The following is a 24,071-nucleotide window of genomic DNA, read 5'->3' on the forward strand; positions in this document are numbered from 1 at the left end:
CAGACGGTAATGTTCCATTTAACAAACGAGGTTCCGGGACTAAAAGGCTTGTTCTACTGAATTTCTTCCGGGCGGAAGCAGAGAGACGATCCGAAGAAGATGGTCGAGGAATAATCTATGCGTTTGAAGAACCAGAGAGCTCTCAGCACCCAGAAAATCAACGCCTCCTTCTTGATAGTTTTAAGCGACTTGCTGACACAGGAAAAGCTCAGGTCATTCTTACAACCCACTCACCTTTGGTAGCCCAGAACCTGCCAACAGAGTCTTTGCGGTTAGTTCGCAAAGACGGTCCTCAAGTATGTCCGATTATCGAAGAGGTGATAGAAAACTCAGCGAATGCAAATGAGCTCCTTGAAAAAATAGCAGCTGAACTTGGAGTTATGCCGGACAGCCGCATCTCGGTATTAGTCATGGTTGAAGGTCCGAACGATGTGAATTTTTTTGAGAATATTTACACTGCTGTTGTAGGCTTAGATCCGAATGTCATCGACCTGGCATCATCTGATAACGTAGCAATTGTCCCTGTCGGGGGGGGCGACCTGAAACACTGGATCTCCAAACGGTATCTGAAGGGGTTGGGGTGTGTAGAATATCATATTTATGACCGCGATTGCGATCATGACCATGTTCCAGCCTATCAAGGGCAGACAGATATAGTGAATGGAAATGCTGATCTAAACACCGCCCGATTGACATCAAAAAGAGAGACCGAAAACTACCTCCATGCGGCTGCAATCTTGGAAGCACTTGGGGTTGCAGTGCACGTGTCAGATTTTGCAGATATCCCGCTTCTAGTTAGCGATGCAAGCAAGCAGACCGACCTCGCGCCGGACATGGGCACCGGTACCGCAAAAAGACAATTGAATACTCTGGCCGCATCACGAATGACGGCAGCTTTACTGAGAGAAGTTGACCCTCAAGATGAGGTCCTAGGATGGTTTCAAGAGATCAGCGGATTGATACAGCAACAAATAAATTAACATAACAGTTCTTATACGATAAGTCAGCAATACTGACCTATATGCCCTGTTCCAGTAAATGAAGCGCATCCCTGTCTGATGATAATCAGAGGCATCGCAGCCGTTCGCTGCGCTGCACCTTAACTCACAGAATGCAGGACAAAGCACCAATTCGCTAGCGGATGCGCCAATGACTGCTCACAAGCAACAGCCCAGCCAAAAATATGCCGCTTTCTCCAGTGACGGAGACGCACTAGTTTTATCTATACCTTATCCTCGAATAAACTGGAGACCAGCAGTGCCAAAGAAAAGATCGAGCTCGGCGTCTGTCGAGAAAGATGGGCTACTTGCCGTCGAAAAAGCATGTAACGATCATGATCTTATCTGGCGGGACTTGTTTCAAGAAGATGTCGGCGTCGATGGGACTATCGAGCTGTGCCTCGGAGACTTCCCTACGGGCAAGATCGTCGGTGCGCAGGTGAAATCTGGGATGAGCTACGTCAATGGGGACCGATCGGATCAGTTCAAATTCTACGCTAGACAGTCGGACCTTGAATATTGGCTGCAATTGTCGATCCATCTGTTTTTGTTCGTTTACCATCCGAAAGATGACGCGGTCTATTGGCACCATGTTACGAATTATTTGCCAGACGACGAGGGCCAGCTATCGCGAAGCACCCACATCGTCATATCCAAATCGAACAAAGTCGATAGCGCGTTCGCGAGCTACCTTCTCACCTTGTTCGACCTAGAAGTTTACGACGCGGATCGATTGACGTCGCTCTCGGAGGAGATGGCTTCATGCACGATCATGGTCGGTCATGGAGATGCGGCAGTAACGATCAGTGCGCTCGATCTTTTTGTCGAAGGGCTCTGGGGACTGTGCAGCAAGGTCCAGTTTCATGCGAGCATACTGCTCCAGCGCATTCGGAAACAGGTTATTGTTCGCGGCAAGGATGCGCGTATCGCGTATACATTCTCTAGGAGCGATCTCTACCCTTTCATTATTAGGTATATCCGTCTCTTGACCGACCACCGCCTTGCGAAGATCGATATCGATGACGTCAATGATTCCCTCTATCGGAAGATGGAGCAGCCAACATTTATCGCGCCCTTGACCACGAACGGTCGTGCTTTGGTCGAATTCCTTCGTGCGCGCGAGCATCCGGATGTGCATGACAACCAATATTTTACGCTGAGTCTTACCCCGACGGCGCAAATCGAAGCCTACGATAGCTTTGACGAGACTAGGGGAAAGAAGGGGTTCGGACCCTATACCGACGTCTTTGCAATCCGGTTCAATCAACATCTCGATTATTATGACGTCCAACACTTTGCGAGAGGAGAGAATGAAGGATCGACGCAGGTGCGAACATCACAGATCATGTATTTCAACGAGATGACCGATTATCTCGACCGAATAATGAGCGGCATTCCGAAGGATCAGATCCTGCTACGTTACTTTGACCATCCCTGTACTCCGTTGATTGCCTGGCTTCAGGACTGGTACGATGACAAACAGCCGTTCCATTTTAAGGACTTAGCAAGAAAGACGAATTCGGATGTGATCGGCCTCCATGACGAAGTCGTGTCGACCTTTTCAGGGCTTGGCGTGATGACTGTACAGGAGCCGCCCTTGCCCGCACTTCCGATCCGAACGCTTTTCAATGGAGAAATTCTTGACTGAGACCAGATGCTTGGTTCATGTCGATGCGAAATGTTGATCGTTCATTGGTGTAAATCTCAGTAACTGTTCCTCTGGTGTCTTTCGACACCTTCGCTGTGCACGTGACGAACGGCTGCTTCCACCTTACCAAAGAATTCTTTCCTCTCCGGCAATAGACTCCTACGACGGTCAAAAAGCTGCCAAAACCGCAATGATTTTGCCGGGGAGTTTTGTCACAGCCAAGCGACTGATTCCGCTGAGCCGCAGATAGATCGACCAAATGGACCGTTTTTGGCAGGGAAGTTCTGTCATGGGGTTTTTGTCCGTGAACATTCGTCCAAAAAATAACCTACTGTGTCGAATGCTGTGAAAACCCTAACCGGAAGCACACTAACAATGACATGCTGTCATCAGTTGACTATGAAGCACAAGAGTTGAAACTGAACAAAGCAGGCGTCTAGAAAACTAGGGGCACCTCAATGAGACCCAGAAGAGCTTTCCGAAATGTTTGCGCAGAGTGCGCCTTGGTTAATAACAACGATATAGGCCAATTTTTGCGTGAACACTCATAATGTGCTAGTTTACTTCATATTCAAAGAGAGGGTGATGGCTATGAGGACATTTCTCGGTTCAGTATTTTTAGGTTTGCTACTCACGATTGCACCATCGCTAGTGTCGGCTGCGGATAGATTTTTATATTCATACAATGCGTCACGTGCAGCCAATATGATATATTCTGGCCCATATCAATTTAATGGAGAGGCCGATGACACAGTAAGGACGGAGAGGTTATCGACTGGCAGATACCGTGTCTTTCTCGCGCAAACCGAATTGGCAGAATTTGGTGGGAATGTGCAGATAAGTTCTTACGGGGAAGATATTTCTTTGTGCTCTGTCGTTGGATGGAACCAAGATGGAGTCAATGTTGCCTGCTTTGATCTGGATGGCCGTGCCAAAGACTCCCAATTTTCCACTCTTGTCACAACACCAGGAAATACACCTGGAATTTCAAGCTATGTTTACGCGTCTCGGCAAACCAGCGGCAGCTATCGGCCTATTAGCCAATATAGTCATCTGCCTGGAGGGGGCGAATATTCGATATCTCGGATCTCGGAAGGAGAGTATGCAGTTTCATCAAGCTCTAACATGCAGTTTAATAAGGGTATCGTGCTCGTAACACCCTATGGAACAGATGCTACACTGTGTGCCGCATCTCTTACCTCCGAAGAAAATCGCGTTATAGTTTCGTGCGTCGACCATAGAGGATCACGAAAGGATAGCAGGTTTTCTTTGCTGCATGTGGGCTTATCAACTGATAGTTTTGTGACGTCTACGAATGCAGCGGACACAGTAAGTATCTATCAGACTAATCACATTGCAATCGCATCAGTTCCTGCAAACATACCAAACTTAACATTCGCGGAAAATTCCTTCGCACCGACTGGAGGTCACATAGAAATAGGTCGTCCCTCCAATGGGGTCTATGAAGTGTATGTGGGGGCACTGACCGACATTCCAGGAGCGGGCGTTCAAGTGCACTCGCGCGTCCAATCCGCACATTGCTGGGCCAGAAATTGGTTCCGTGGTCTCGTGACCGTTGAGTGCATTGACCTTCTGGGTAACGCGGTTCTTGCACCATTTGATGTTTTCGTAGTCCGAGGGTTCATAACAAACCCTGCGTTGGTCGACTCAAATGATAATTCGTCAGATACCATCGTAATCTCCGCTTGGGATTACTATTGCCGAATGGCGGTCTATAGAAATATTTTGGATCGATCTATAAACTATGAAATGCTTTCTCAGCAAGCCGGTCCCGACGCAGCTTCGGCCAGAGCCAGATTTTGGCTCAAATCACAGTATCAGGTTTGCGAGCGAGCGAGACCCGACAGTCAGTTTTTCATAGATGCCCGGGACATGCTTAAGACGGTCACAGATGGGTTGGAACGACAACTGGCTATTGACGACTTGCCATTCACAATTTCTTACCTTCGAAATTTGAAGGCTTTCAATATTGCAAATTTTAGAGAGCATTGTGGTGAGTGGGAAGAAATCGCCAAAAATCAGATCATAGTAGGATCACATGATCAGTTCTTGTCCGCAATGGGCGCGATGGTAACCGCCCCATGCATCGATGATACGCGAACCCCATCTGGTGGGGGCGCTCCTGTCACGCAGCCGGGAACCTACTCCATTCCAGCATTACTTGGTAATGGGCTGTCACGTTCGATACGGCAATGTATTCAACCCATGTTACCGTCTGATGCATGCACATCGCCCCTGACCCAAGGGCCGGTAGATGGTCCTGAACCAGATCCGGAAGATGATTCTGATCAAAGTGTGGATGATGAATCCCAATGGACCAATGACGGAGACGCAGGGAATGGTGAGGACATGTGGTCTCGAACTATACGCGATGAAAACGGCAATGCTTATTACGAATTCGAACTTCGTTCGAGGACGGGGCCATCAGTCACAAGAACAAGCGTCGAAATCATTTGCTGCTCGCCACCCGATAGACGAGAGATACCATACGAACCTGATTGGATCGACAATATTGGACACCCGTTGATTGATACCGTAGCCGTCGGCCTAGAGGCCCAAAACACATACCATAGTGTTGAAACGGATCTCGCTGCCGGACGCGGTCGCTACTCCAGAGGGGCCGGGTTTGGACCGCCAGGATCAGTTAGTGCTTCGATAATCAACGAACTGTTGGAATTTGCTGAATTACCTTTGAGTGCGTTGCGTACTTTGGTGGCCAACAGGCTAAGGTCAAGTAGTGAGGACCTTACATTTTCTGATGGTTTATTTTTATATCTGGGGGCCGTGATGGTGAATGCGGACCACAGCGATGGTGATGTAGCCGGACGTAGAGCCATGTGGGATTCAGTATTTGGAAGTGGCTCAAACTACTGCCCCAGCTTTCTAGGAAATGAGACTTCAGTCGCCTTTGTTGATCAAGCCGACGGCAGCCAGGTCGATGTTCTTGACGCCGTAAACGGCTGTTTTTGCCAAGCACTTTCAGAAACCACGAGCAGTTCTGGACTATCTCGCCGGAACGCGTTTTGCCGATCCGACCGACTTGATGCTGTATTGGACTGCTTCCAGAACCCATTCGACGAGAATGATAAGCCGAAGGCTGTGTGCGTCGATATGTTATTGAGTTCTAACCCTGGCTCAATGGGTGAAGCTATCGGGCGGAAATACTGTGAACGCGTGCAATGCCCGGGACAGGTTTCATCGACGGCAGACTGGAGTAGTGGTGCTTTGGCCTGCCAGTGTCTTTTTGATGATAGGGGTGGATCCCCGACAGGTTTGAGCCCAGCGTCACTTCGGCAGTGCCAGCAAATAACATGTCCTGAAGGGGTGCCTAAAGTCACCAACGGGCTTGGATGCTCGTGTGCACCAAGACCTATTTTGGAGGTGCCAACGATACGCCCTCCTCTGGACCTTCCTGATTTGCCGCTGGAGTAGCCGCCGCCCTTAATCTGCGGCATTTAAAAACGGCCAAAACCCTATGTTTGTGTCACCGGCGAAAAGGACCGTTTTTGGCCTAGGGACAACTCAAACAGTCAAGGTCCGAAAGGAAAGAAAATGTCGTCGCGCTTTACGAGCGCTCTGACTATCTTCTCCTCGGTATCTTCGGGCTTGTTGGCATTTGAAACGTTAATGGAAAAGTATTTGATACCCCGCAGATCGCTCGGGAGAAGGTCCGGACCTAAGTCACGATCTAAAGACAAGAAAACAACAGCCGCCTTGTTTTTCAGAGGCTCAAGGATTGCTTCATGGTCGTGTAAAGTAAGATCGAATTCGATAATACCTGGCGCTTCGGCTAAGAGTTCAAACAGGGTACTGCGAGCTACTTCGGCGTACCTTGTTTCCCCGGCCCTCTCTCTAAATGCGTGAGGATTATCCTCAAGCCGCTTGGTGATTTGATACTCAAAATCTACGATGCCCACTCCTAGCCGCTCTGCAAGAAGCTTACCGATAGTGGACTTCCCCGAACCACGTGGTCCCATTAAAACAATGTGCTTCGATGGCTTTAACTCCTTCGGTAGAGCACCATTCTCGTTTTGATCTGGTTTCTTGCGTACCAAGAATTGCTTGGCCCAACTGAACTCTGGACGCAATTCTGTAACTTTCTCGAACAGAGGAAGATTGCGCTCAACAAGATCGGCCATTCCCTTCAGAAGCGCACTTTCTTTGGTAGCGGCGTGTTTATCTGCTTGGTCCAGGGCTTTTTCAAATTGATCGCCAACTGCGCTAGTTGCTTTCTTGAAGCGAGGCATCGTCTTGATGGCTTCCCAGAAGAAACCACCTACTAGGCCCGCCGCTCCAAGCGCGGTAGCAGGCACGATGAAAGTGGCTAAAACTCCACCTGCGCTGTACCACGCAGCCCCTCCGACGATCACGGTTAAGGCCGATCCGGTCGCTGCTATGCCCAACCCTCTACTTCGCGCGGGTTGTGGGTCGCCTTCTGTCTTGGCTGTGAGCTCTCGGTATGCCTCGGCCGTTTCGGGCTCAACGAGCTCTGTTTCGGCAGCGATGACCTGGCTAAATTCTTCAATGGTCTTCTGATCTTCCTCATAAACATCAGGGGGCACCTCGTATTGATGCGCGTCTTCAACGAGTTTGCGCCCGGCAGCCGACGCCATGATCATTGGGCCATGAAGATCACATATCGCATCGATTGCTTCATTTTCATCAGCGTCAAGCTCTGGCCACTCACCAGATGCGATCTGTTGGGAGGCTCGCCGCCGGGCGGCATAGAAGCGTGATCCTCTTGCATAGAGGACTGTGTAGTTGATGTCTTTCGGGTCTTTAGAGAGTTCATCGTCGTACTTTGAAGTCAATCGTCCAAACAAGCCTGCCTGCGGCACGTTTGGATTTTGGGCGTACCTTTCCTTCAAGTGTTCGATGGGACCGTTCGCAGCTAGTAGTTCGGACCTAAGTGCTTCGATGGTGTCGTAGTCGTTTTCATCCACGAGTGTGGGGATTAGGCTAAGCTTAGCGTTTTCTGATACGCCAAATCGAACAAGAGGATTCTGATCCGGAATCGACTGAGCAGTTTGCACCATTTTCAGTCTTCTTTTCGCTTCATCAGACTGGTCTGAATTGAAGAGCCTTAGATTCGCACTTTCCCTCGAACCCGCATCGACTCCTACTTCTTCTAAAAAACCATCGCGCAAAAGAGCGCGATGTATAACCTCGGACCGAGATATCCCAGTTTCGTGGGCGATTTCGTCAAGTCGTTCTGCTTGCTCACCTGAGAGGTTTAATGTCAGCCTTTTTTGATCTACAGGTTTTTCCGGCCCGCTAAGCCTTTTGACACTAGGCGATGGATTGACCAGTTTCCCTTCTTTCGCAATTCTCTGAAGGGCTTTTCCATCACCAATACTGGCCTGTATAATCCTTGAAGCTGACATGCCTTCGCGAGAAGCAATCGCCTGGATGCTGGCAAATTGGTCCGATGATAGCCGGATAGATATACGTTTCCGCTGTTGCCCCTCTGAAGGCGAACGAAACCTGAGACTGGCTAGCTCTGCTTCGTCCAAATTAAGAAAACCAACTAGCTTTCCTATAACTTCATCAGAAGGACGAATTTGATCATTCAGTAATTTTGACACCAGTGAAGGTGAAATTTTAGCATCACGTGCAAGGCTTTTGCGCGTAATACCTTTTCTCGACATCTCCCGTCGAATTATCTCTGACAAACTTTTGGCATCGAAGGGTGATTGAGGCTTTGATAGATCGGTATCTTCCAAATACTCCTTCACAAAACGGATGATTTTACGAGCTGTGTCTGCGCTAACTCGAACATTGTCTTGCTCTAGTTTTCTGATTGTTTGGTGGTCAATGCCTGTGGCATCGATGAGCATGCCTTGGCCATAGTCGCGTTTTGATCTAAGCTCATTCAGCATGTCTCGGGCGTAGTCAGAAAGCTCAGCATCGGTTCCCTGTTGGTCACTAGTCAGGCGATCTTCATAGCTTTTTCCATCTAAAAGACTCTTTGGCTCAACATCGAATTCAAGCGCTTTTGACAATCCGGCGGCGATCTTGGCGATAGTGGTTTGATTGACTTGGCCACCTGTTTCAAATCGCGAGATTGTTCTAGCATCAACGCCAGACAGCTTGGAAAGCGCCTTTTGCGTTAAACCGGCCTGACTTCTCAGGCGTCTGGCATGATTGTCTCTGCTGGCCATTTCTCGAACCCATATGAACTTGTAAGCTACTCCCTGATAACTTGACAGTATCTGGTATAAGCTAAGCTACTCTCTGCACCCGCTGATCGGGGTTGGTTGTTTCAACTCTCTGCCAATAGACCACGGCTGGTGGCCTATCGCCAAGTGAGGAATGCGGATGCTTGCCTTGTTCCTAGAGCCGCCACAAGCTCGGGCATCTCATGCCCGTCCGCGCGAAGCGCCGGGCCTGTCGGCGGGTAGCCTTCAGGTTGCCTGCCGACAGGTCACCCTGAAACCGCCACCACCTGAATCACGCCAGAACGCAAAAGGCCCCCGCCTGCTGACGGGGGCCTCGATCATTGCGGCGGTGCGGACTGCTACTCAGCGGCCATCCGCTCGGCCTGCGTGTTGCGTGCCATGATGTAATCCACCGCCTTCTGCGCCTCTGACGCGGCGCGGAATATTGCGCGGCTGTCTTCCTTCATCGCCTCAAGCCATCCCTCGACATAGGCCGCGCTTTGATCGAATTCAGGCTCCACCCCGATCTGCGCACAAAGCATGCAATTTCCGATTTCCGCGACCAGTTCCTCAAACGCATAGGCCTTGCGGTCGTTGAACCGGCCCAAACGATCCAGCCGCTTTGTTGCGCCTGTCCAGTGGGTCAACTCATGCGCCAAGGTGCCATAGTATCCTGCCGCCCTGTGAAAGGTTGCGATCAGCGGCATGTGGATGCGGTCCGTCTTGATGTTGTAATAGGCGCGCGGCTCCTCGGTCACGTCGACCTGCGCGCCACTCGCAACGAAGAACGCCTCCAGTTCGGGATCGGCGACGGTGCCAAGATCACGGGGCGGATCGGGCAGGATGTAGAACTCGGCGGGCAAGCCCTCGATCTGATCAGCGTTGAACACGCGGTAGGCCTTGGCATAGGGGATCTGGCGCTCCTCGCCGTTCTGGTCCTCACGCTCGACGGTGCCGTATTTCACCACGGTTGCGGATTTCTCACCCTTGCGGACATGGCCCCCCAGCTGCTTGGCCTGATTAAACGTCATCCAGCGGGCTGAGCTGTAATCCTTGGTCATGGCTGTGGCCCAAAGCATCAGGATATTGATCCCGCGATAGGCTTCGCCGTTGAACCGTTCCGGTAGGCTGACCGATGCCCCGCCGCCAGTCCACGGCTTGCGCCACGGGGGGGTGCCCGCCTCGATCTGCGCGACAATCTGATCGGTGACATGGGAATAAACGTCAAATTTCTCTTTGGTCATTTGTGACCCTCCTTGCGTGATGCGGTCGGGGTCTGTTTCCCTTTCCGCCAATGGGCGGGCCTTCCTGCTTCTGTTGTTGGAATGCCCATGCATTCCGAACGGCAGAGCAGGTAAGGGCAAAGCCCGTCCTGCGGCCTGGCGGGGCCGTGACAACCGGGTAGAGGGCGTGAATTTGGGAGGGACCCGCGCGCCTGCGCGTGGGAGGAACCGGAATTCTCGACTGGAACCGACGCCACAGGCGGCGCTTGCCGGTTTTCTCGGACCTGCCGGGATGGCAGGCGGATCAACAGGATTCGGAAACTGTCAGGGCCGGGGTGAGTGGGTGTCAGCCCGTCGAACCCCTGCCCTGTCTATCGCTCAAAGCGAAACCGGCGTGCGCCGGGATCACTGAACTCTATCGAGCCATATCTAACTCGATAATATACGATTGATGCCTTCGTTAGATTCAGGCACAAAACGACCATCATTGTTTCTGTTGGTATGCGCGATGAACCAGACGATTGACCTCGAACTAAACGTCACCACCGAACAGGGCCTTCGGGCACTTGCTGAGGAGGGACACACGGTCGAAGTGCTGTGCAAAGCCGATCCTGAACGCAAGGGACCAAGCTGGTACGGCCTGTGGATCATGCGGACGGTTGGGAGTGATGGGCAGGAGAAAATCCTTGTCACTGCCAGAACGCGCGTGACGCAGAATGCGATCAGGGTGCGCGAATTCAAGACGGCAACCGGCGTGATTTCCTTCCTGGTAGGCGTTGGGTTCTCCCAAGCAAGCATCCCCATGAATAACGGCGAAAAGACCTCACACCGCCTCGTCAGTGACTGAGGCCGGGATCACGGTCTATCTCCCTGTCGATCTCGCGGTCGTTCTCGACTTCCTGATCCTTATCCTGGTCGCGCCCGTCCTCGATCTCCAGCTTTTCGCGCGGCTTGTTTAGCACGTCCTTCAGGCGCTCGTTCACAGATGGTTTGCGCTCTTCGCGTCCGGTCTCCTCGCCAAGCTCAGGATCACTGTGACCGTCCAGCTTGTGCACCGCCGCCTGGCCATCCCGCCCGGCGTCCTTATCCATAATCTCCTTCAGGCGGTCCCGCGCATAGTTGCGCCCTCCGGCCTGTTCTTCGTCACTCTGCCCACCACGATCCTGCCCGCGATCCGTGATCCGCGCCAACCGCTCCCGGACGTCATCTGTGACACGGCCCTTGGATGTCGCCGCCCTGAGCGCGGCTAGACCGGCGGACACACGCCCCTGCCCGGCGTCCCGCTCGACCCCGTAGACTTCACGCGCAAACTCGACGCGCTCGCGCATCTCGCGGAACGCAGCGCGGGCCTGACGCGCGGCATGGACCACGGCACCGCGCTCAGTAACGGGTTTGTATTCCCGGCCCTCGCGCTCCGCCGCTGCCTTTTCGCGCCGCTCCATCGAGTTTGCCGCCGGTCCCAGCTTCAGCTCCGGGTCACGGTCCAGCTCCTCGGCGGACAGTATATCACCGCGCTCCTGTGCCGCCTCGCGCTGCACCTCAAGAGATCGGTGATCGACACGCTCGACTTCGCCCACACGCTCAAGCGCCCGGTTCTGCAATTCGGCCCAGACGCCACGCATCTGCTCGATCTCGACACCGCCGGTCTTTGCGGAATCGAGAACCCGCGTCTTGGCCGTGAAGCCCTCGGGTTCCAGCTTTCGGGTGCTGGTCAGGACGTGGGCATGATGGTTGCGCTGATCACCTTCACGGTGCGGTGCATGGATCGCCACGTCCACGGCGACACCATATCGGCTGACCAGCTCCTCGGCGAACTCACGGGTGATCTGCGACCTGTCCTCGGCGCTGATCTCTGACGGCAGAGCCAGCTCCCACTCGCGGGCGGTGACGGAGTTGCGGCGGGTCTCGCTGGCCTCGGCTTCATTCCAGAGCTTGGAGCGGTCCTGCGCCCAGGCCGGGGCATTCTCAGGGGCGACAATGAACGTCTCCTCGATGCCCTGCTTGCGGGTGTAGTCGTGCACACGGCCCTCCCGCTGGCACTCGATGCGCTCGCCCGCGCGGTAGGCACCGGCTGCCGTTGCGGTGCGTCCGGCAGACCGTTTGATCGTCTTCACAGAGAGGTGGTAGCTGGCCATCAGCGCAACCCGCGCCTGAGACGCGAACGCCGCCGACAAGCGCCGCTGCTGACCCCGGCCAATGCTCCAACATTGGCCGTCCGGTCAGCCGTCTTTTGCCTTCCGGTCCCAGAGGTGCCAACGGGCACTCCGGTCTGGCGCGCGGGCCTGCGGGGAAAAGACAGCCTAGGCGAAACTGCCCGAAGGGTGGTTGAGGCGCGGGCTTGCCTGTCATCTGCCCCTAGATCCCCAGCTTCGTGGCGAGCGGGATATGGGGACAGATGACAGGCGGTTTGCCGGGGGCAAACCCGGCGTGGATCGACACCGTCAGGTCCGACGATCCACGCCTCTCGGAACGGAGACGCCAGCGGCAGACCGGCCCCCACCATGGGGCATTGGGCGAACTGCTGGGGCGACGTTACGGGACGCGATCCAACGGCACACGTTGGTCTGGGAAGGTTTGGAAGGGGCGGCGCGCCCTTCCATTTCGATGCGTTTCGCAGCGAAGGGGTTTGCCATCGGCTGGGGCTTTGCCCCGAAGAGATCGCACGCAAATCTCGGAGCCGCAGGTGGAGAGTTTGCATAAGTGCGCCCTTGTCCTTTACAGGCCTACGGGTAAGCTCTACCATCTGAGGTAGAAAGTCAAACTTCTCCACCCGCAAATCTGAAAGTGGAACCCCGCGATATGGCAGAGACGGAACTCGAACGGGCAGAGAAACGATACGCCCAGGCCAAGGCGCGGCTCCAGGGTCTTAAGAACCGGGAAGCGACCAGGCAGCGCAAACTGGACACAAGGCGCAAAGTGATCCTCGGCGGGGCGCTGCTCGATCTGGCGGAGCGGGATTCCAGTGCTGCTGCGATGCTAGATCGGCTCGTGCGTAACCTTGCCCGTGAACAGGATCGCAAGGCCTTCGCGGACTGGACTGCTCCCTCGCCCACCCTCTCCCCTGTCCCCATTGCGAACGATGCCGCTGATGACGACGGCGCGTCCTGATGCGGGGATTGTTCCGCATCTCTGACGCTCTGTTCCGGTTTTTCGGTCGGCTGATCTTCACGCCCATTCTGTTGGGGTGGATGATCGGAGCCGTCCTGTTCGGCGCGATGCTCGGGGCACTTGTTGCAACGCCGTTCATCTTCGCCTTCTACGATCAACAGCCGGGCGAAAGCGCATGGCAATGGCTGGTGTTTGGTCCGTTCATTTTCATCGGTGGCGTCTTCGGGTTCCGATACTGGCGCATGGTCTCCGGGGCTGATGCTTACTTCGGACTGACCGGCGACAGCCACGGCTCGGCCCGCTTCGCCAACCGCAAGGAGCTGAAGAAGCTCCAGGGGAATGATGGTCTCTTGATCGGGCGCAATCCGCACACCGGGCGTTTGCTGCGCTATGACGGTCCTGCTCATCTGATCACCCTCGCCCCGACGCGCGCAGGGAAAGGCGTTGGCACCGTGATCCCGAACCTGCTGGCGGCGGAGCGCTCCGTCCTGGTCATCGACCCCAAGGGCGAGAACGCCCGGATTGCCGGGGAAGCCCGGCGGCGGTTCGGGACTACTCACGTCCTCGATCCGTTTGAGGTATCTGGGATTCCTTCAGCCGCCTACAATCCGCTGGACCGGCTCACGCCTGACAGCCTCGATCTGGGCGAGGATGCCGCCTCCCTGACGGAGGCGCTGGTGATGGACCCGCCGGGACAAGTTTCGGAAGCCCACTGGAACGAAGAAGCCAAAGCCATCCTCGGCGGGCTGATCATGTTCTGCGTCTGTCACGAAGACCGCGACCGCCGGACGCTTGGCACTGTCCGGGAATATCTCACCCTGCCCTCGGAAAAGCTGCGCGCCCTGCTGGAGCTGATGCAGGACAGCGATGCGGCGGGCGGGTTGATTGCCCGCACTGCTAACCGGTTTCTGGGTAAGGCGGATCGCGAAGCCGCGTCCGTCATGTCGAACGCGCAGCGCCACACGCATTTTCTGGACAGCCCGCGCATTGCGAAAGTGACATCGCGGTCTGACTTCCACTTTTCCGATCTGCGCCACCGGATCACATCGGTGTTTCTGGTGCTGCCCCCCAACCGTATGGACGCCTACAGCCGCTGGCTGCGTCTTCTGGTCTCTCAGGCCCTCCAGGACATCGCACGGGACGCTGAGGCCTCTGTGGGCGCTCAGGGAGCCTCTCAGCGCCTCAAGGCCCCTGCCCTCTTCCTCCTCGATGAATTTGCCGCCCTGGGCCGTCTGGAGGCCGTGGAACGCGCCATGGGGCTGATGGCAGGCTATGGCCTCCAGCTCTGGCCCATCCTGCAGGACATGAGCCAACTCAGGGACCTCTACGGCGAACGCGCGGGCACCTTCACCGCCAATGCCGGGGTACAACAGGTCTTCGGGGTGAATGATTTTGAGACGGCCAAATGGCTGAGCCAAATGATCGGTCAGGAAACCACGGGCTTCCAGACCGACAGCTACAAGCCGGGCGACAATCCCAGCTTCTCCAACAATCTCACGGGCCGTGATCTGCTGACCCCCGATGAAATCATGCAGATGCCGCCCGAGTTGCAGCTCCTGCGCGTCCAAGGCCAGCCCTCGGCCCTGGCCCAAAAGCTGCGCTACTACGCCGACCCCGAGTTCAAGGGGCTGTTCGTCCCGCAGGACCAGTGATCCAAAGGATGACCCGCCATGACTGACACGCCTGATCCAGACCAACCCGAGTTCCCTGCCCTCTCCGACGCTGAGCTGCGCGAAACACTTGATCTCATGGCCACGGCGGTCGCCAGCATGTCCAACCGGATCGACGGCCTGACGCAGGTTGCCAACAAACAGTTCGAAGTCTCGACTGAGGCGCGGATCGCGGCCTTCGCGGCGCAGGAACAAACCAACCCGGAAAAATATGGCGAGCTGATCGGCCAAACCGTCGATGGTCGGATTGCTGACAGCCTCAAGCGGTTGAACAAAGCGGCTGGGGTTCTGCTGGACAGTGCTGAAAGATCAAGCGCATCGTTTCAGGAAACCACGACGCAACATTCCAACACGCTGCGTCTTATTCAGGAATTGCGTGAAAATCAGCAGAGCGACAGACGCTGGCTTCCATGGGTCGGTCTGGGTGGTGTCGTTCTGGCTTTGGTGCTGACGGTTGCGCTTCCTCGTTTCTTAGCCAGCAACGCTGCAACTTGCGCTGTCCTTGGGGCTTCGTGGACGACGACAACAACGGGTGTCGGTGCTTGTGTGTTTTATTCTGATTGAGTTGGCCGATTCGCTTGCTTCGTTAGCTGATTGTTTCGTTTTGGCTGAATCTTGCTAGTGTTATATATGTGTTAGAATCTGTGTTACGTGTAATTTTAGGGCACTATTCATATTTGTTTTCAATATGTTGTGCGTTCGATCTGCAGCTATTGTCCCGTTCAGATGCAGGCGTTATCCCAGATACTGCAGGTGTTATCCCGATAAGACTTGAAGTGCAGCTAATATCCCGATAACAACTAAAGTGCAGCTAATATCCCGTTGAGAGCAGGCCTCATGAAAGAAGACAATCCCCCTCTCCTACCGGACAGATACCCGCAGACGGACCTCTTTATCTGCGATGTGGCTGATGCTGTGATCAAAAGTGACATGGCTTCGATGGAACATCCAATCTTCACCTTGTCAAAGAAACCTATTCGCGAAGTCAAAACTTATGAGAATGGCGACATTGTACTAGAGGTGACTCCTAGCTCGAAGGGCATCGCGAACATCTACGACAAAGATATTCTGATTTTCGCGATCAGCCAGATCATGGCTGCAAGAAACGAAGGTCGCCCCTACTCACGGGAAATCATGTTTCAGGCGCGAGATTTCATGGAGTTCAGCAACAGACACACTGGAGGCCATGATTATGACCTTCTTCGGGACTCACTGGATCGTCTCGACGGCACACGCTTGCGGACCACAATCAAGACTGGCGGCGAGGAAACATGGGAGGCATTCGGCCTGATCGATGGGGCAAAGATCAAACGGACGCGAAAAGACGGGCGGGTAACTGAATGGGGGCTGCGCCTGTCTGAATGGCTATTCAAGGCGATTGAAGCGAATGAAGTGCTGACCCTTCATCCTGACTATTTCCGCCTACGGAAGCCTATCGAGAGACGAATTTACGAGATCGCTCGAAAGCACTGCGGCGCGAAGGAATTTTGGCAGATAGGGTTGAAGAAGCTGCAGAAAAAATGCGGATCGAGCGATGCGTCGCGGAACTTCCGGATGGCTGTCAGAGCTCTGTGTGAGTTTGATCACCTGCCCGACTACTCCGTGAGCATGGAGTCGGACATGGTATCTTTCAGAAACCGCAACTCGGCCCCTGCCCTTCTCGGAGAAGGGTATTCAGTTTCTCTTCGGCCAGACACTTTTGAGGCCGCTCGAAGGGCAGCCCCGGGCTGGGACGTTTATGTGATTGAGCGGGAATGGCGACAGTGGGTCGTGTCACTTCTTGATCAGGGGATGGAGCCGCCAAGAAGCCCAGACAACGCTTTCATAGGGTTTTGCCGCAAGTGGGCCGCGCGGCAAGATTTATGATATTAAAAGTAACGTGATATTTATTATGCAGTATAATATACCGGGTATAAAATATGCCGTGAAATATAAAATAGCGTGACATATAAAAGGTCACGTAATAAAAGATGCCGTAAAAAAGAGGCAGAGCAATGATCGTTAGCGTTCTATCCCCCAAAGGCGGATGCGGGAAATCCACATCGGCACTCACTCTCGCAACAGTTTTTGCGAACAATCCAGATTTGTCAGTCGCCATAGTGGATGCCGATCCTCGTCAAAGCATCGCGCGCGTCTGGCTGGGTAAGCGGAAAAGTGAGGGCTTGGGAAAACCGCCCTTCGAGGTGATCTCTGATCCATCTGACGGGAGCATCCTTGATACTCTGGAGGCAGCCGAAGCGAAGCACGATCTGGTGTTTGTCGATCTTGAGGGCGTAGCAGGTCTTATGGCGTCCTATGCAGCCTCTGCGTCAGACATGTGCATTATACCCATGCGTCCAAGTGCCCTTGATGGCGATGCCGCTGGCGCAGCCCTCAAGATGATCCGAGACGCGGGACGTGCAGCCCGCAGAACCGTTCCAGCACGAATTTTGATAACTCAGACTGATGCAGCCATCGTCACAAAATCTCACAAGGAACTGCTTGCTGAACTGGATGGGGCAGGGGTCGAACGCTTGCAAACCGAACTTATGCGTCGAGCGCCTTTTGAGCGCGTGATGGCTGAAGGAAAGACTCTTTTTGAGCTTGGGCATAATCAATCGGTCGCCAGCGCGATCAGCAACACTGCTAGGCTCGGCAAAGAATTGGCTGAGATACTGGAGGCGGAATAATGGCTAATAGTTTTCTGAACCTTGATGACGACGATGGAAAACCAGAAACCGATGTCAAAATCGGGGCTGCTCTAAAAAGCAAGCCAAAGGCAATTCGTACCAAACCAGACAAGAGCGCTGTCGCAAAGGCTGGGGAGGCACATGGCTTCACTCGATCAACAGAACCTGCTGCCGTATCCTCCTCGCCGCGAAGGGGTCGGCCACCTCTGAACGAAGATATGATCTACTGGCGCATCTATCTGTCCAGCCAGCTTCGTGACGAGTTGAATCAGTTGCGTGATGAAGAGGGCAGGCGGCTCAACGATGTTATTGAGGATATGTTGGCGGCGTATAGAAAGTCGAAGAGCTAAGTGTAGACGCACTTCGAGCGGCTCAAGTTTATATATTGTTCTTGCCTTTAGGGATTCTTCACATCACAGTGTCAGAAAAATACCCAGCTAACTTATGTCAGGGGCACTGAGCAAGATGACCGAATTCGAAATGCTTATGCAGCAGAGTGGCTGGAGCGTGCCGGAGGCTGCCAAAGTCCTGGGTTATTCCGAAGGACATGTCTATCGCTGGAAGCGCGGTGAAGAGGCTCCGCGCGACGGCGTTATGACACTGCTCAAGATGCAAGTGGACACTCGAAAACCCGTCCAAGGCAACACGGACTTCAGCTTCATCGATCTCTTTGCCGGAATTGGTGGTCTCCGCAAGGCGATGGAGAGTGCCGGTGGTCGTTGTGTATTTACTTCGGAATGGGATCGTTTCGCTCAGGCGACGTATCATGCCAATTTCCCGGACAACCGACCAATCGCTGGTGATATCAGAGATATTGATGCTGCTGATATTCCAGATCACGATGTCCTCGTTGCCGGATTCCCATGTCAACCGTTCTCGATTGCCGGAGTCTCAAAGAAAAATGCCCTTGGGAGGGCGCATGGATTTGATGACGAGACACAAGGCACGCTGTTCTTCGATGTTCTACGCGTCTTGATGCATCACCGGCCCGTTGCTTTCCTTCTGGAAAACGTGAAGAACCTCAAAAGCCACGACAAGGGCCGCACCTTTGACGTGATGAAGCGGAAGCTTAAAGAAGAACTGGGCTATACACTGCATACCCAGATCATCGATGCTGCCAATTTTGTACCGCAGCACCGCGAGCGGATCGTTATGGTTGGATTCCGCGAAGATACTGGCTTCAGTTTTGACGATGCGATCTTACCAGGCCGGAAGGGCAGGGGGATGCGGGATATTCTTCACCCCGAGAATGGAACTGAAGCGCCGGAAGGACATTTTACAGTCGGACCTGATGCAGAAGTGAGTAGCAAATACACGCTGTCAGACAAGCTCTGGAAATATCTCCAAGGTTACGCTGCCAAACATAAAGCCAAGGGCAATGGCTTTGGCTTTGGCCTTGTTGATGGTGACAGTATTTCCCGAACGCTTTCTGCCAGATATTACAAAGATGGGTCAGAAATCCTTGTCAGTCGAGGCGAGGACAAAAACCCGCGCCGCCTCACACCAAGGGAATGTGCTCGCCTGATGGGCTATGACGAAAGCTTCCGCATTCCGGTCTCAGATACCCAAGCCTACAAGCAGTTTGGTAATTCTGTAGCGGTGCCGGTTTTTGCCGAAGTCGCAAGGTTGATGCGTCCGCATATTATTGACCTCGTGAAAACGCCGCCCCTCAAGAAAGTTGGCTGACGTCCACAATACGCAGACCCGCAGCCGAAACATGGCGGCAATCCGTGGGAAAGATACACGACCTGAGCTGATCGTCCGTAAGGCCCTGCATGCGCGGGGTTTACGCTACAGGCTTCATGCCAAGGAGCTTCCCGGCAAGCCAGACATCGTTCTGACGAAGTACAAAGCCATCATTCTGGTTCACGGGTGCTTCTGGCACGGTCATAACTGTCCGCTCTTCAAATGGCCCAGTACCCGCGAACAATTCTGGCGTGAAAAAATTGACCGTAACCGTACCCGGGACACCGCCGCATGCCTTGAACTTGGGGCAGGGGGGTGGCGTGTTGCTATCGTCTGGGAATGCGCACTGAAGGGCAGGGGCCGTCTGCCATTGCCGCATGTCATTGACTCCCTATCCGAGTGGCTGTCCTCTGATGCAGACGAATTCTGCATTAAAGGCCAATGGATTGACGAACCCACTAAACCAATTGCTTGATCAGATGGCCGCGCATGGCGCTGTGAGATTCTACGCAAAACGCCTCGCCCCAAATGACAACTCCAAGAACCAAGTTTATCTGGGCGGCGGCTTTGGCGCTCTGAACATCATCCCTCATGGTAAGATAGAAGATGACGACAGCACATTGGCCGGATCAATCCGGGACAGAGCCAAGGCACGCGTGAACTTCTTCTGGATCGACAGCGAAGGACCGTCACCTGCTCCGGACGCCCAGCTGATCCTTTACCCTAAGTATCCGGAAGTCAGAATGTCAGGCTTCCTGCGCGGTGCGGAGCGGGCACCTGGCGAGCTGATGCGGTCACGCGACGAGGGCAGGGTGCTCTTTTTTGGCATTAGTCTGGACGGGCGGGTGTTCGGGCATGTTGTCGCCCATGACAACTCAATCGCTAGGGCTTTCGACGCAGCCTCGCAAGGGTTGCAGGCGTCCGGTGTCTTCATTGATCTGGAAACTATCCGGCAAGGTGGTATCGATCCTAAGCAAGCTCTTATCGATGCGCTGCGCCGCATTCATCAGAAAGGCTGGATACAGTCGCAGAAGATGGGCAGGGCAGGGGTTCCGGAGCCCTACAGCGCTCGTAACGGTGGTGGCTACACTCTTGAGGCTGAACTGGGCATTTCGCCGAACGGCTATGCCGATCCGGACTTCATGGGATGGGAAGTAAAACAGTATGGGGTCCGGGATTTTGAAAGATACACGGCCAAGAGCCCGGTAACGCTGATGACGCCTGAACCGACCGGCGGTGTCTACCGGGACGAAGGTGTGGAAGTGTTCCTGCGCCGGTTTGGCTACCCCGACAAGGCCGGTCAGGCGGGCCGAATCAACTTCGGTGGTGTCTATGCCAGCGACAGAGATTTTCATGCGGAGACAGGTTTGGCGCTGCGCATGGCGGGTTTTGATGCAGAATCCGGTAAGATCACTGACGTGGATGGGGCAATCTTGCTCGTTGCTCGTGATGAAACGATTGCGGCATCATGGGGGTTTAAAGGGGTCATGGCGCACTGGAACCGGAAGCACGCTAAGGCGGCTTACGTTCCGTCTCTGATGCAGGCACCTCCTCCAGAGTATAGCTATGGGTCGGTTGTTCAGATGAACGAGGGGACTGATGTGCTTCTCCTGCTCGGGGCCTTTGCAAGCGGCGCTGTATACTACGATCCAGGGATCAAGATGGAGAAAGCCGATACAGATAAACCTGTCACCAAGCGGCGTAGTCAGTTTCGGGTCAAGCATGGCCAGCTAGACGCGCTCTATAGCCGTAACGTACTTGTGGATCTGCTCTCCTAGCCGATCGGCGAGATTGAAGATCGTTGTTGCCAACCATCCGTTTGCATAGGATCGTGTCTTGATCGGCACTAAAGTCCGCGTAACCAACTTAGGCGAGGTAAAATGCTAATACAGCCCAGCCTACTAAAGACTGACGCGCAGTATGTCGGGTCCAAGATATTTGTTTGCGGACCTGGCTATGCGTCGGGAGACATGGTTGTGCGTAATTTTGCCAGAGATGAACTTCAAAAAGTGCCTAACGTTCAGGCTGTGTATGGTGAGGAAATTGAAAGCCAGAGTAATTTTAAAAGTCAAAAAACTGACTTGCAAACTCTGGAGGCAAAGTTTGCACACGACGTTGACTTCACGCTGTTAATCTTGGAGTCGCCTGGTTCTATCGCTGAGTTAGGAACATTCACTCAGCTTCCAGGTGTAAGAGGCAGGCTAGTGGTCCTTGTGTCCAGTAGGTTTTTCAGAGCGACAAGCTACATCGCAAGAGGTCCGCTTAGCCTACTTGCCAATCAAAATCAAAACAGCGTCATCTATTATGATCCCGATGATCCCGATGACATGCGGGCCCGAGTCCGGTACCCTTTGACGTTCTTTAAGTACGCTCATTACCTTCATCGGTTTGACTACCTTCGGAACACCATGGTGCGCTATGGCCGCCCCAAGTTGCCTTATGAAGAATACATGGCTCCAATCCGTAAGCAGTACAATTTGGCCATTACGCTTATTTCAGTAATCGTAGGTGACCGAGCCAGCTATGCCGAGCTCTTGCTTTTGTCTGGACTTGCCCCAAAACAACTTAACGAAAGCCTGCACGCTCTGTATGAAGCAAAGAAGGTGTCCAAAGTTGGTTCAGGAACCTACCGCGCTACCAATGGTTACTCTGACGATCTTCTCAAACCATTTAGCTCGACGGCTATTAGCAAAAGTCGCGCCAGAGTTCTTGCAGCTGCTTGACCTGAGCGGTCGAATGGTTAGAATCTGCTGATATTCCTAGCAAATCCCTTGCGAGAGGGAGACACAATGTCATCGTTGTGGGCACGCGAAGTACGTAGAAGCCTGCTGTGCAATCAATAGAAAAGTGATTTTTCCCTTTTAGATTGATTACACAGCATCGATATAGAGAAGAAGTAGGAATATGGATGCTGCGGCGCTGTGCCTCGATCTTGAAACACTTTCAGGGTTCTTGGGATTTGCTCCGCAGCACATCTATTATTTAGTCGAATCTCCGGAAAGTTATTATACGACAATCAGTATTCCAAAGAAATCTGATCCAATGAAAGTGCGCCAAATCGACATTCCTTTCAGTGAGCTTAAGGGAGTCCAAAGGGCGATTAACAAGAAAATCCTTTCTGAGCTTCCCATGAGCGACAATGTTCACTCATATGTGCAGGGCAGGTCCATTCTCACAGCAACAAAGTTGCTTTGCCCCGGGCGGGCAATTCTCAAGGTTGATATCGCTGACTTCTTCCCCACAATCACCTACCGCCGGGTTTTTGGATTGTTCCGGCGACTAGGGTACAACGATGCCGCTGCCTTCATATTGAGCCGATTGTGCACCAAAGACGATAAGCTCTCGCAAGGAGCACCAACCAGTCCTGCTATTTCAAACGCTATTATGGCTGGTTTGGACAAAAGAATGGAACGGCTCGCGGAAACGTGGGAGCTCAAGTACCTGAGGTACAGTGATGATATGTTTTTTCACAAAGAGAGAAACTTCAATCACACTCGCCTAGCTGATGTTGCTTCTAGTGTTGTTGAAAGCAGCGGATTTATCATAAATTCGAGCAAAACCAAATATCACCCTAAAGGGTTGCCACGCATTACACTTGGACTTTTGACGCATGGTCCTGAGCCAAGAATACCAGGTCCTCAGCGAAAAAAATACAGGGCCGCATTTTTTCGTGCCTCACGCAACATCAACTGGGCTTATGAGCGACAGGCACAACTGAAGGGGATGCTTGAATGGTATAAATGCGTGCAAGGCCGCAGCGATGAATACATCCAATATCAAGCGATTTTTGAAAATATAGAAAGATTGAAAATTCATGATTCATATCGCAGCCGATAGGAGACCGGCCATCTTCATATCAACTCTTGAACCGTGCAGTCTTACCCAATCACCCTTGTGCAGATCATTTGAAAGTAGATTTTTATGAAACTAGTTACTTTTGAAATGGTCGGATTTCGTGGGTATAATGAGTTGCGCAAGATAAATCTCGCCGATCTTACCACGTTCGTCGGTAAGAACGACGCTGGGAAGTCATCTATTATGGATGCCTTGGATTTGTTTTTTACTGATGAAAAACTTCAAAAAGATGATTTGCACGTTTCTGACCTGATCGACAAAGTGACCCTGACAGCAGAATTTCAGGACTTCCCATTGGAGCTTGTGTTAGATGCGACATCCAGCACAAACCTGCGTGACGAACGTTTGCTTTATTTGCGTGCTGATCACGAACCCGTTCTACGCATTGTTAAAGAATACACCCCTGGTAAGACTTGCGATGTTTTTGTTGAGGCTACTGTCCCGGCTATTGAGAACGTCGAGCACCCAGTTCTTTTGAAACAGGCGGACCTTCGAAAACTTGGACGGGATCTGGGGTTAGAAGACGGCATAGTTGCTGCTGAACGGACTAAAAATCCGCCTTGGCGAATGGCGATATTCCGACACTTTGACCATGCTGCCGTCACAAACACTCTTGTCCCAATTGCAAAAGATGACGCAAAGAAAATTTGGGACCAGTTGCGGCCCCATATCCCGTACTTTTGCTTATTTAAGGTTGATCGGGCTAGTTCTGACCAAGATACTGAAGCTAAAGACCCACTAGCGGCGGCGGCAAGGATTGCAATTGCAGAACGGGAAGTTGAAATTGCTCGGATTGTGGAAGGCGTCCAGAACCGAGCTACCGAGCTAGTCCAACGTACCCTCGATAAACTCCGTGAGATGGCTCCGGAACTTGCGGTTGGCTTGTCGCCCGATATTTCTGGGCAACCCAAGTGGGATGGCTTTAAGACCACCCTGAAAACAGACGGTAATGTTCCATTTAACAAACGAGGTTCCGGGACTAAAAGGCTTGTTCTACTGAATTTCTTCCGGGCGGAAGCAGAGAGACGATCCGAA

At 53.1% G+C, this 24,071-nt stretch carries 19 protein-coding genes; 16 read left to right on the forward strand and 3 right to left on the reverse strand.

The window, feature by feature from the left end; genetic code table 11:
* The 3 genes from BUB72_RS18100 to BUB72_RS18700 form a co-directional block, all read left to right on the forward strand.
* Nucleotides 1-980 (forward strand): ATP-dependent nuclease (locus BUB72_RS18100; protein ID WP_175549206.1); only part of this gene is annotated, 980 nt, incomplete at its 5' end.
* 277 nt (nucleotides 981-1,257) lie between these two features.
* The gene (locus BUB72_RS18105; protein ID WP_073146334.1) at nucleotides 1,258-2,646 is read left to right on the forward strand and encodes a DUF4365 domain-containing protein; all 1,389 of its coding nucleotides are present in this window, start codon (nucleotides 1,258-1,260) and stop codon (nucleotides 2,644-2,646) included.
* 591 nt (nucleotides 2,647-3,237) lie between these two features.
* Nucleotides 3,238-6,099: a hypothetical protein gene (locus BUB72_RS18700; protein ID WP_139250723.1), complete on the forward strand. Its 2,862-nt coding sequence runs from the start codon at nucleotides 3,238-3,240 to the stop codon at nucleotides 6,097-6,099.
* A 98-nt stretch (nucleotides 6,100-6,197) separates the two neighbouring features.
* Here BUB72_RS18700 and BUB72_RS18120 read toward each other — a convergent pair whose 3' ends face one another.
* Both BUB72_RS18120 and BUB72_RS18125 read right to left on the reverse strand, forming a co-directional pair.
* Complete coding sequence (locus BUB72_RS18120; RefSeq protein ID WP_073146341.1) at nucleotides 6,198-8,828, reverse strand: helix-turn-helix domain-containing protein; 2,631 nt, start codon at nucleotides 8,826-8,828, stop codon at nucleotides 6,198-6,200.
* 356 nt (nucleotides 8,829-9,184) lie between these two features.
* A complete protein-coding gene (locus BUB72_RS18125; protein WP_073146343.1) occupies nucleotides 9,185-10,069 on the reverse strand; it encodes an ArdC family protein in 885 nt (294 codons plus the stop codon).
* A 487-nt stretch (nucleotides 10,070-10,556) separates the two neighbouring features.
* Between BUB72_RS18125 and BUB72_RS18130 the strand changes: the two genes are divergently transcribed.
* Complete coding sequence (locus tag BUB72_RS18130) at nucleotides 10,557-10,895, forward strand: hypothetical protein (RefSeq protein ID WP_073146345.1); 339 nt, start codon at nucleotides 10,557-10,559, stop codon at nucleotides 10,893-10,895.
* On the opposite strand, the gene mobQ is transcribed toward BUB72_RS18130, so the two are convergent.
* On the reverse strand, nucleotides 10,885-12,183 hold the full coding sequence (gene mobQ, locus BUB72_RS18135; protein WP_073146370.1) for a MobQ family relaxase: 1,299 nt from the start codon (nucleotides 12,181-12,183) through the stop codon (nucleotides 10,885-10,887). The genes BUB72_RS18130 and mobQ overlap by 11 nt on opposite strands.
* 664 nt (nucleotides 12,184-12,847) lie before the next feature.
* On the opposite strand from mobQ, the gene BUB72_RS18140 reads away from it, so the two are divergent.
* The 12 genes from BUB72_RS18140 to BUB72_RS18195 form a co-directional block, all read left to right on the forward strand.
* Complete coding sequence (locus BUB72_RS18140; protein ID WP_073146347.1) at nucleotides 12,848-13,156, forward strand: mobilization protein; 309 nt, start codon at nucleotides 12,848-12,850, stop codon at nucleotides 13,154-13,156.
* Nucleotides 13,156-14,808: a type IV secretory system conjugative DNA transfer family protein gene (locus BUB72_RS18145; protein ID WP_073146349.1), complete on the forward strand. Its 1,653-nt coding sequence runs from the start codon at nucleotides 13,156-13,158 to the stop codon at nucleotides 14,806-14,808. Before BUB72_RS18140 ends, BUB72_RS18145 begins: the two co-directional genes overlap by 1 nt.
* Before the next feature lie 18 nt (nucleotides 14,809-14,826).
* Nucleotides 14,827-15,390 (forward strand): hypothetical protein, encoded by a 564-nt coding sequence (locus tag BUB72_RS18150; protein WP_073146351.1) that lies wholly within the window; start codon nucleotides 14,827-14,829, stop codon nucleotides 15,388-15,390.
* A gap of 273 nt (nucleotides 15,391-15,663) precedes the next feature.
* Entirely contained in the window at nucleotides 15,664-16,692 is a 1,029-nt protein-coding gene (locus BUB72_RS18155; RefSeq protein WP_073146354.1) for a replication initiator protein A, read from the forward strand.
* Nucleotides 16,693-16,820: 128 nt separating this feature from the next.
* Nucleotides 16,821-17,495, forward strand: coding sequence for a ParA family protein (locus BUB72_RS18160; RefSeq protein WP_073146356.1), 675 nt, complete (start codon nucleotides 16,821-16,823; stop codon nucleotides 17,493-17,495).
* Nucleotides 17,495-17,845: a hypothetical protein gene (locus BUB72_RS18165; RefSeq protein ID WP_073146358.1), complete on the forward strand. Its 351-nt coding sequence runs from the start codon at nucleotides 17,495-17,497 to the stop codon at nucleotides 17,843-17,845. The genes BUB72_RS18160 and BUB72_RS18165 overlap by 1 nt, the downstream gene beginning before the upstream one ends.
* A gap of 115 nt (nucleotides 17,846-17,960) precedes the next feature.
* Nucleotides 17,961-19,181: a DNA (cytosine-5-)-methyltransferase gene (dcm, locus tag BUB72_RS18170; protein WP_073146360.1), complete on the forward strand. Its 1,221-nt coding sequence runs from the start codon at nucleotides 17,961-17,963 to the stop codon at nucleotides 19,179-19,181.
* The gene (locus tag BUB72_RS18175; RefSeq protein WP_073146362.1) at nucleotides 19,174-19,656 is read left to right on the forward strand and encodes a very short patch repair endonuclease; all 483 of its coding nucleotides are present in this window, start codon (nucleotides 19,174-19,176) and stop codon (nucleotides 19,654-19,656) included. The genes dcm and BUB72_RS18175 overlap by 8 nt, the downstream gene beginning before the upstream one ends.
* A complete protein-coding gene (locus BUB72_RS18180; protein ID WP_139250724.1) occupies nucleotides 19,628-20,959 on the forward strand; it encodes an MvaI/BcnI family restriction endonuclease in 1,332 nt (443 codons plus the stop codon). Before BUB72_RS18175 ends, BUB72_RS18180 begins: the two co-directional genes overlap by 29 nt.
* A gap of 102 nt (nucleotides 20,960-21,061) precedes the next feature.
* The gene (locus BUB72_RS18185; RefSeq protein WP_073146366.1) at nucleotides 21,062-21,904 is read left to right on the forward strand and encodes a retron St85 family effector protein; all 843 of its coding nucleotides are present in this window, start codon (nucleotides 21,062-21,064) and stop codon (nucleotides 21,902-21,904) included.
* 181 nt (nucleotides 21,905-22,085) lie between these two features.
* Nucleotides 22,086-23,018, forward strand: coding sequence for a retron St85 family RNA-directed DNA polymerase (locus tag BUB72_RS18190; protein ID WP_073146368.1), 933 nt, complete (start codon nucleotides 22,086-22,088; stop codon nucleotides 23,016-23,018).
* Nucleotides 23,019-23,102: 84 nt separating this feature from the next.
* On the forward strand, nucleotides 23,103-24,071 hold a 969-nt coding region (locus BUB72_RS18195), incomplete at its 3' end, for an AAA family ATPase (RefSeq protein WP_139250726.1).

The sequence above is a fragment of the Litoreibacter ascidiaceicola genome (assembly GCF_900129235.1).
Taxonomy (GTDB): Bacteria; Pseudomonadota; Alphaproteobacteria; order Rhodobacterales; family Rhodobacteraceae; genus Litoreibacter; species Litoreibacter ascidiaceicola.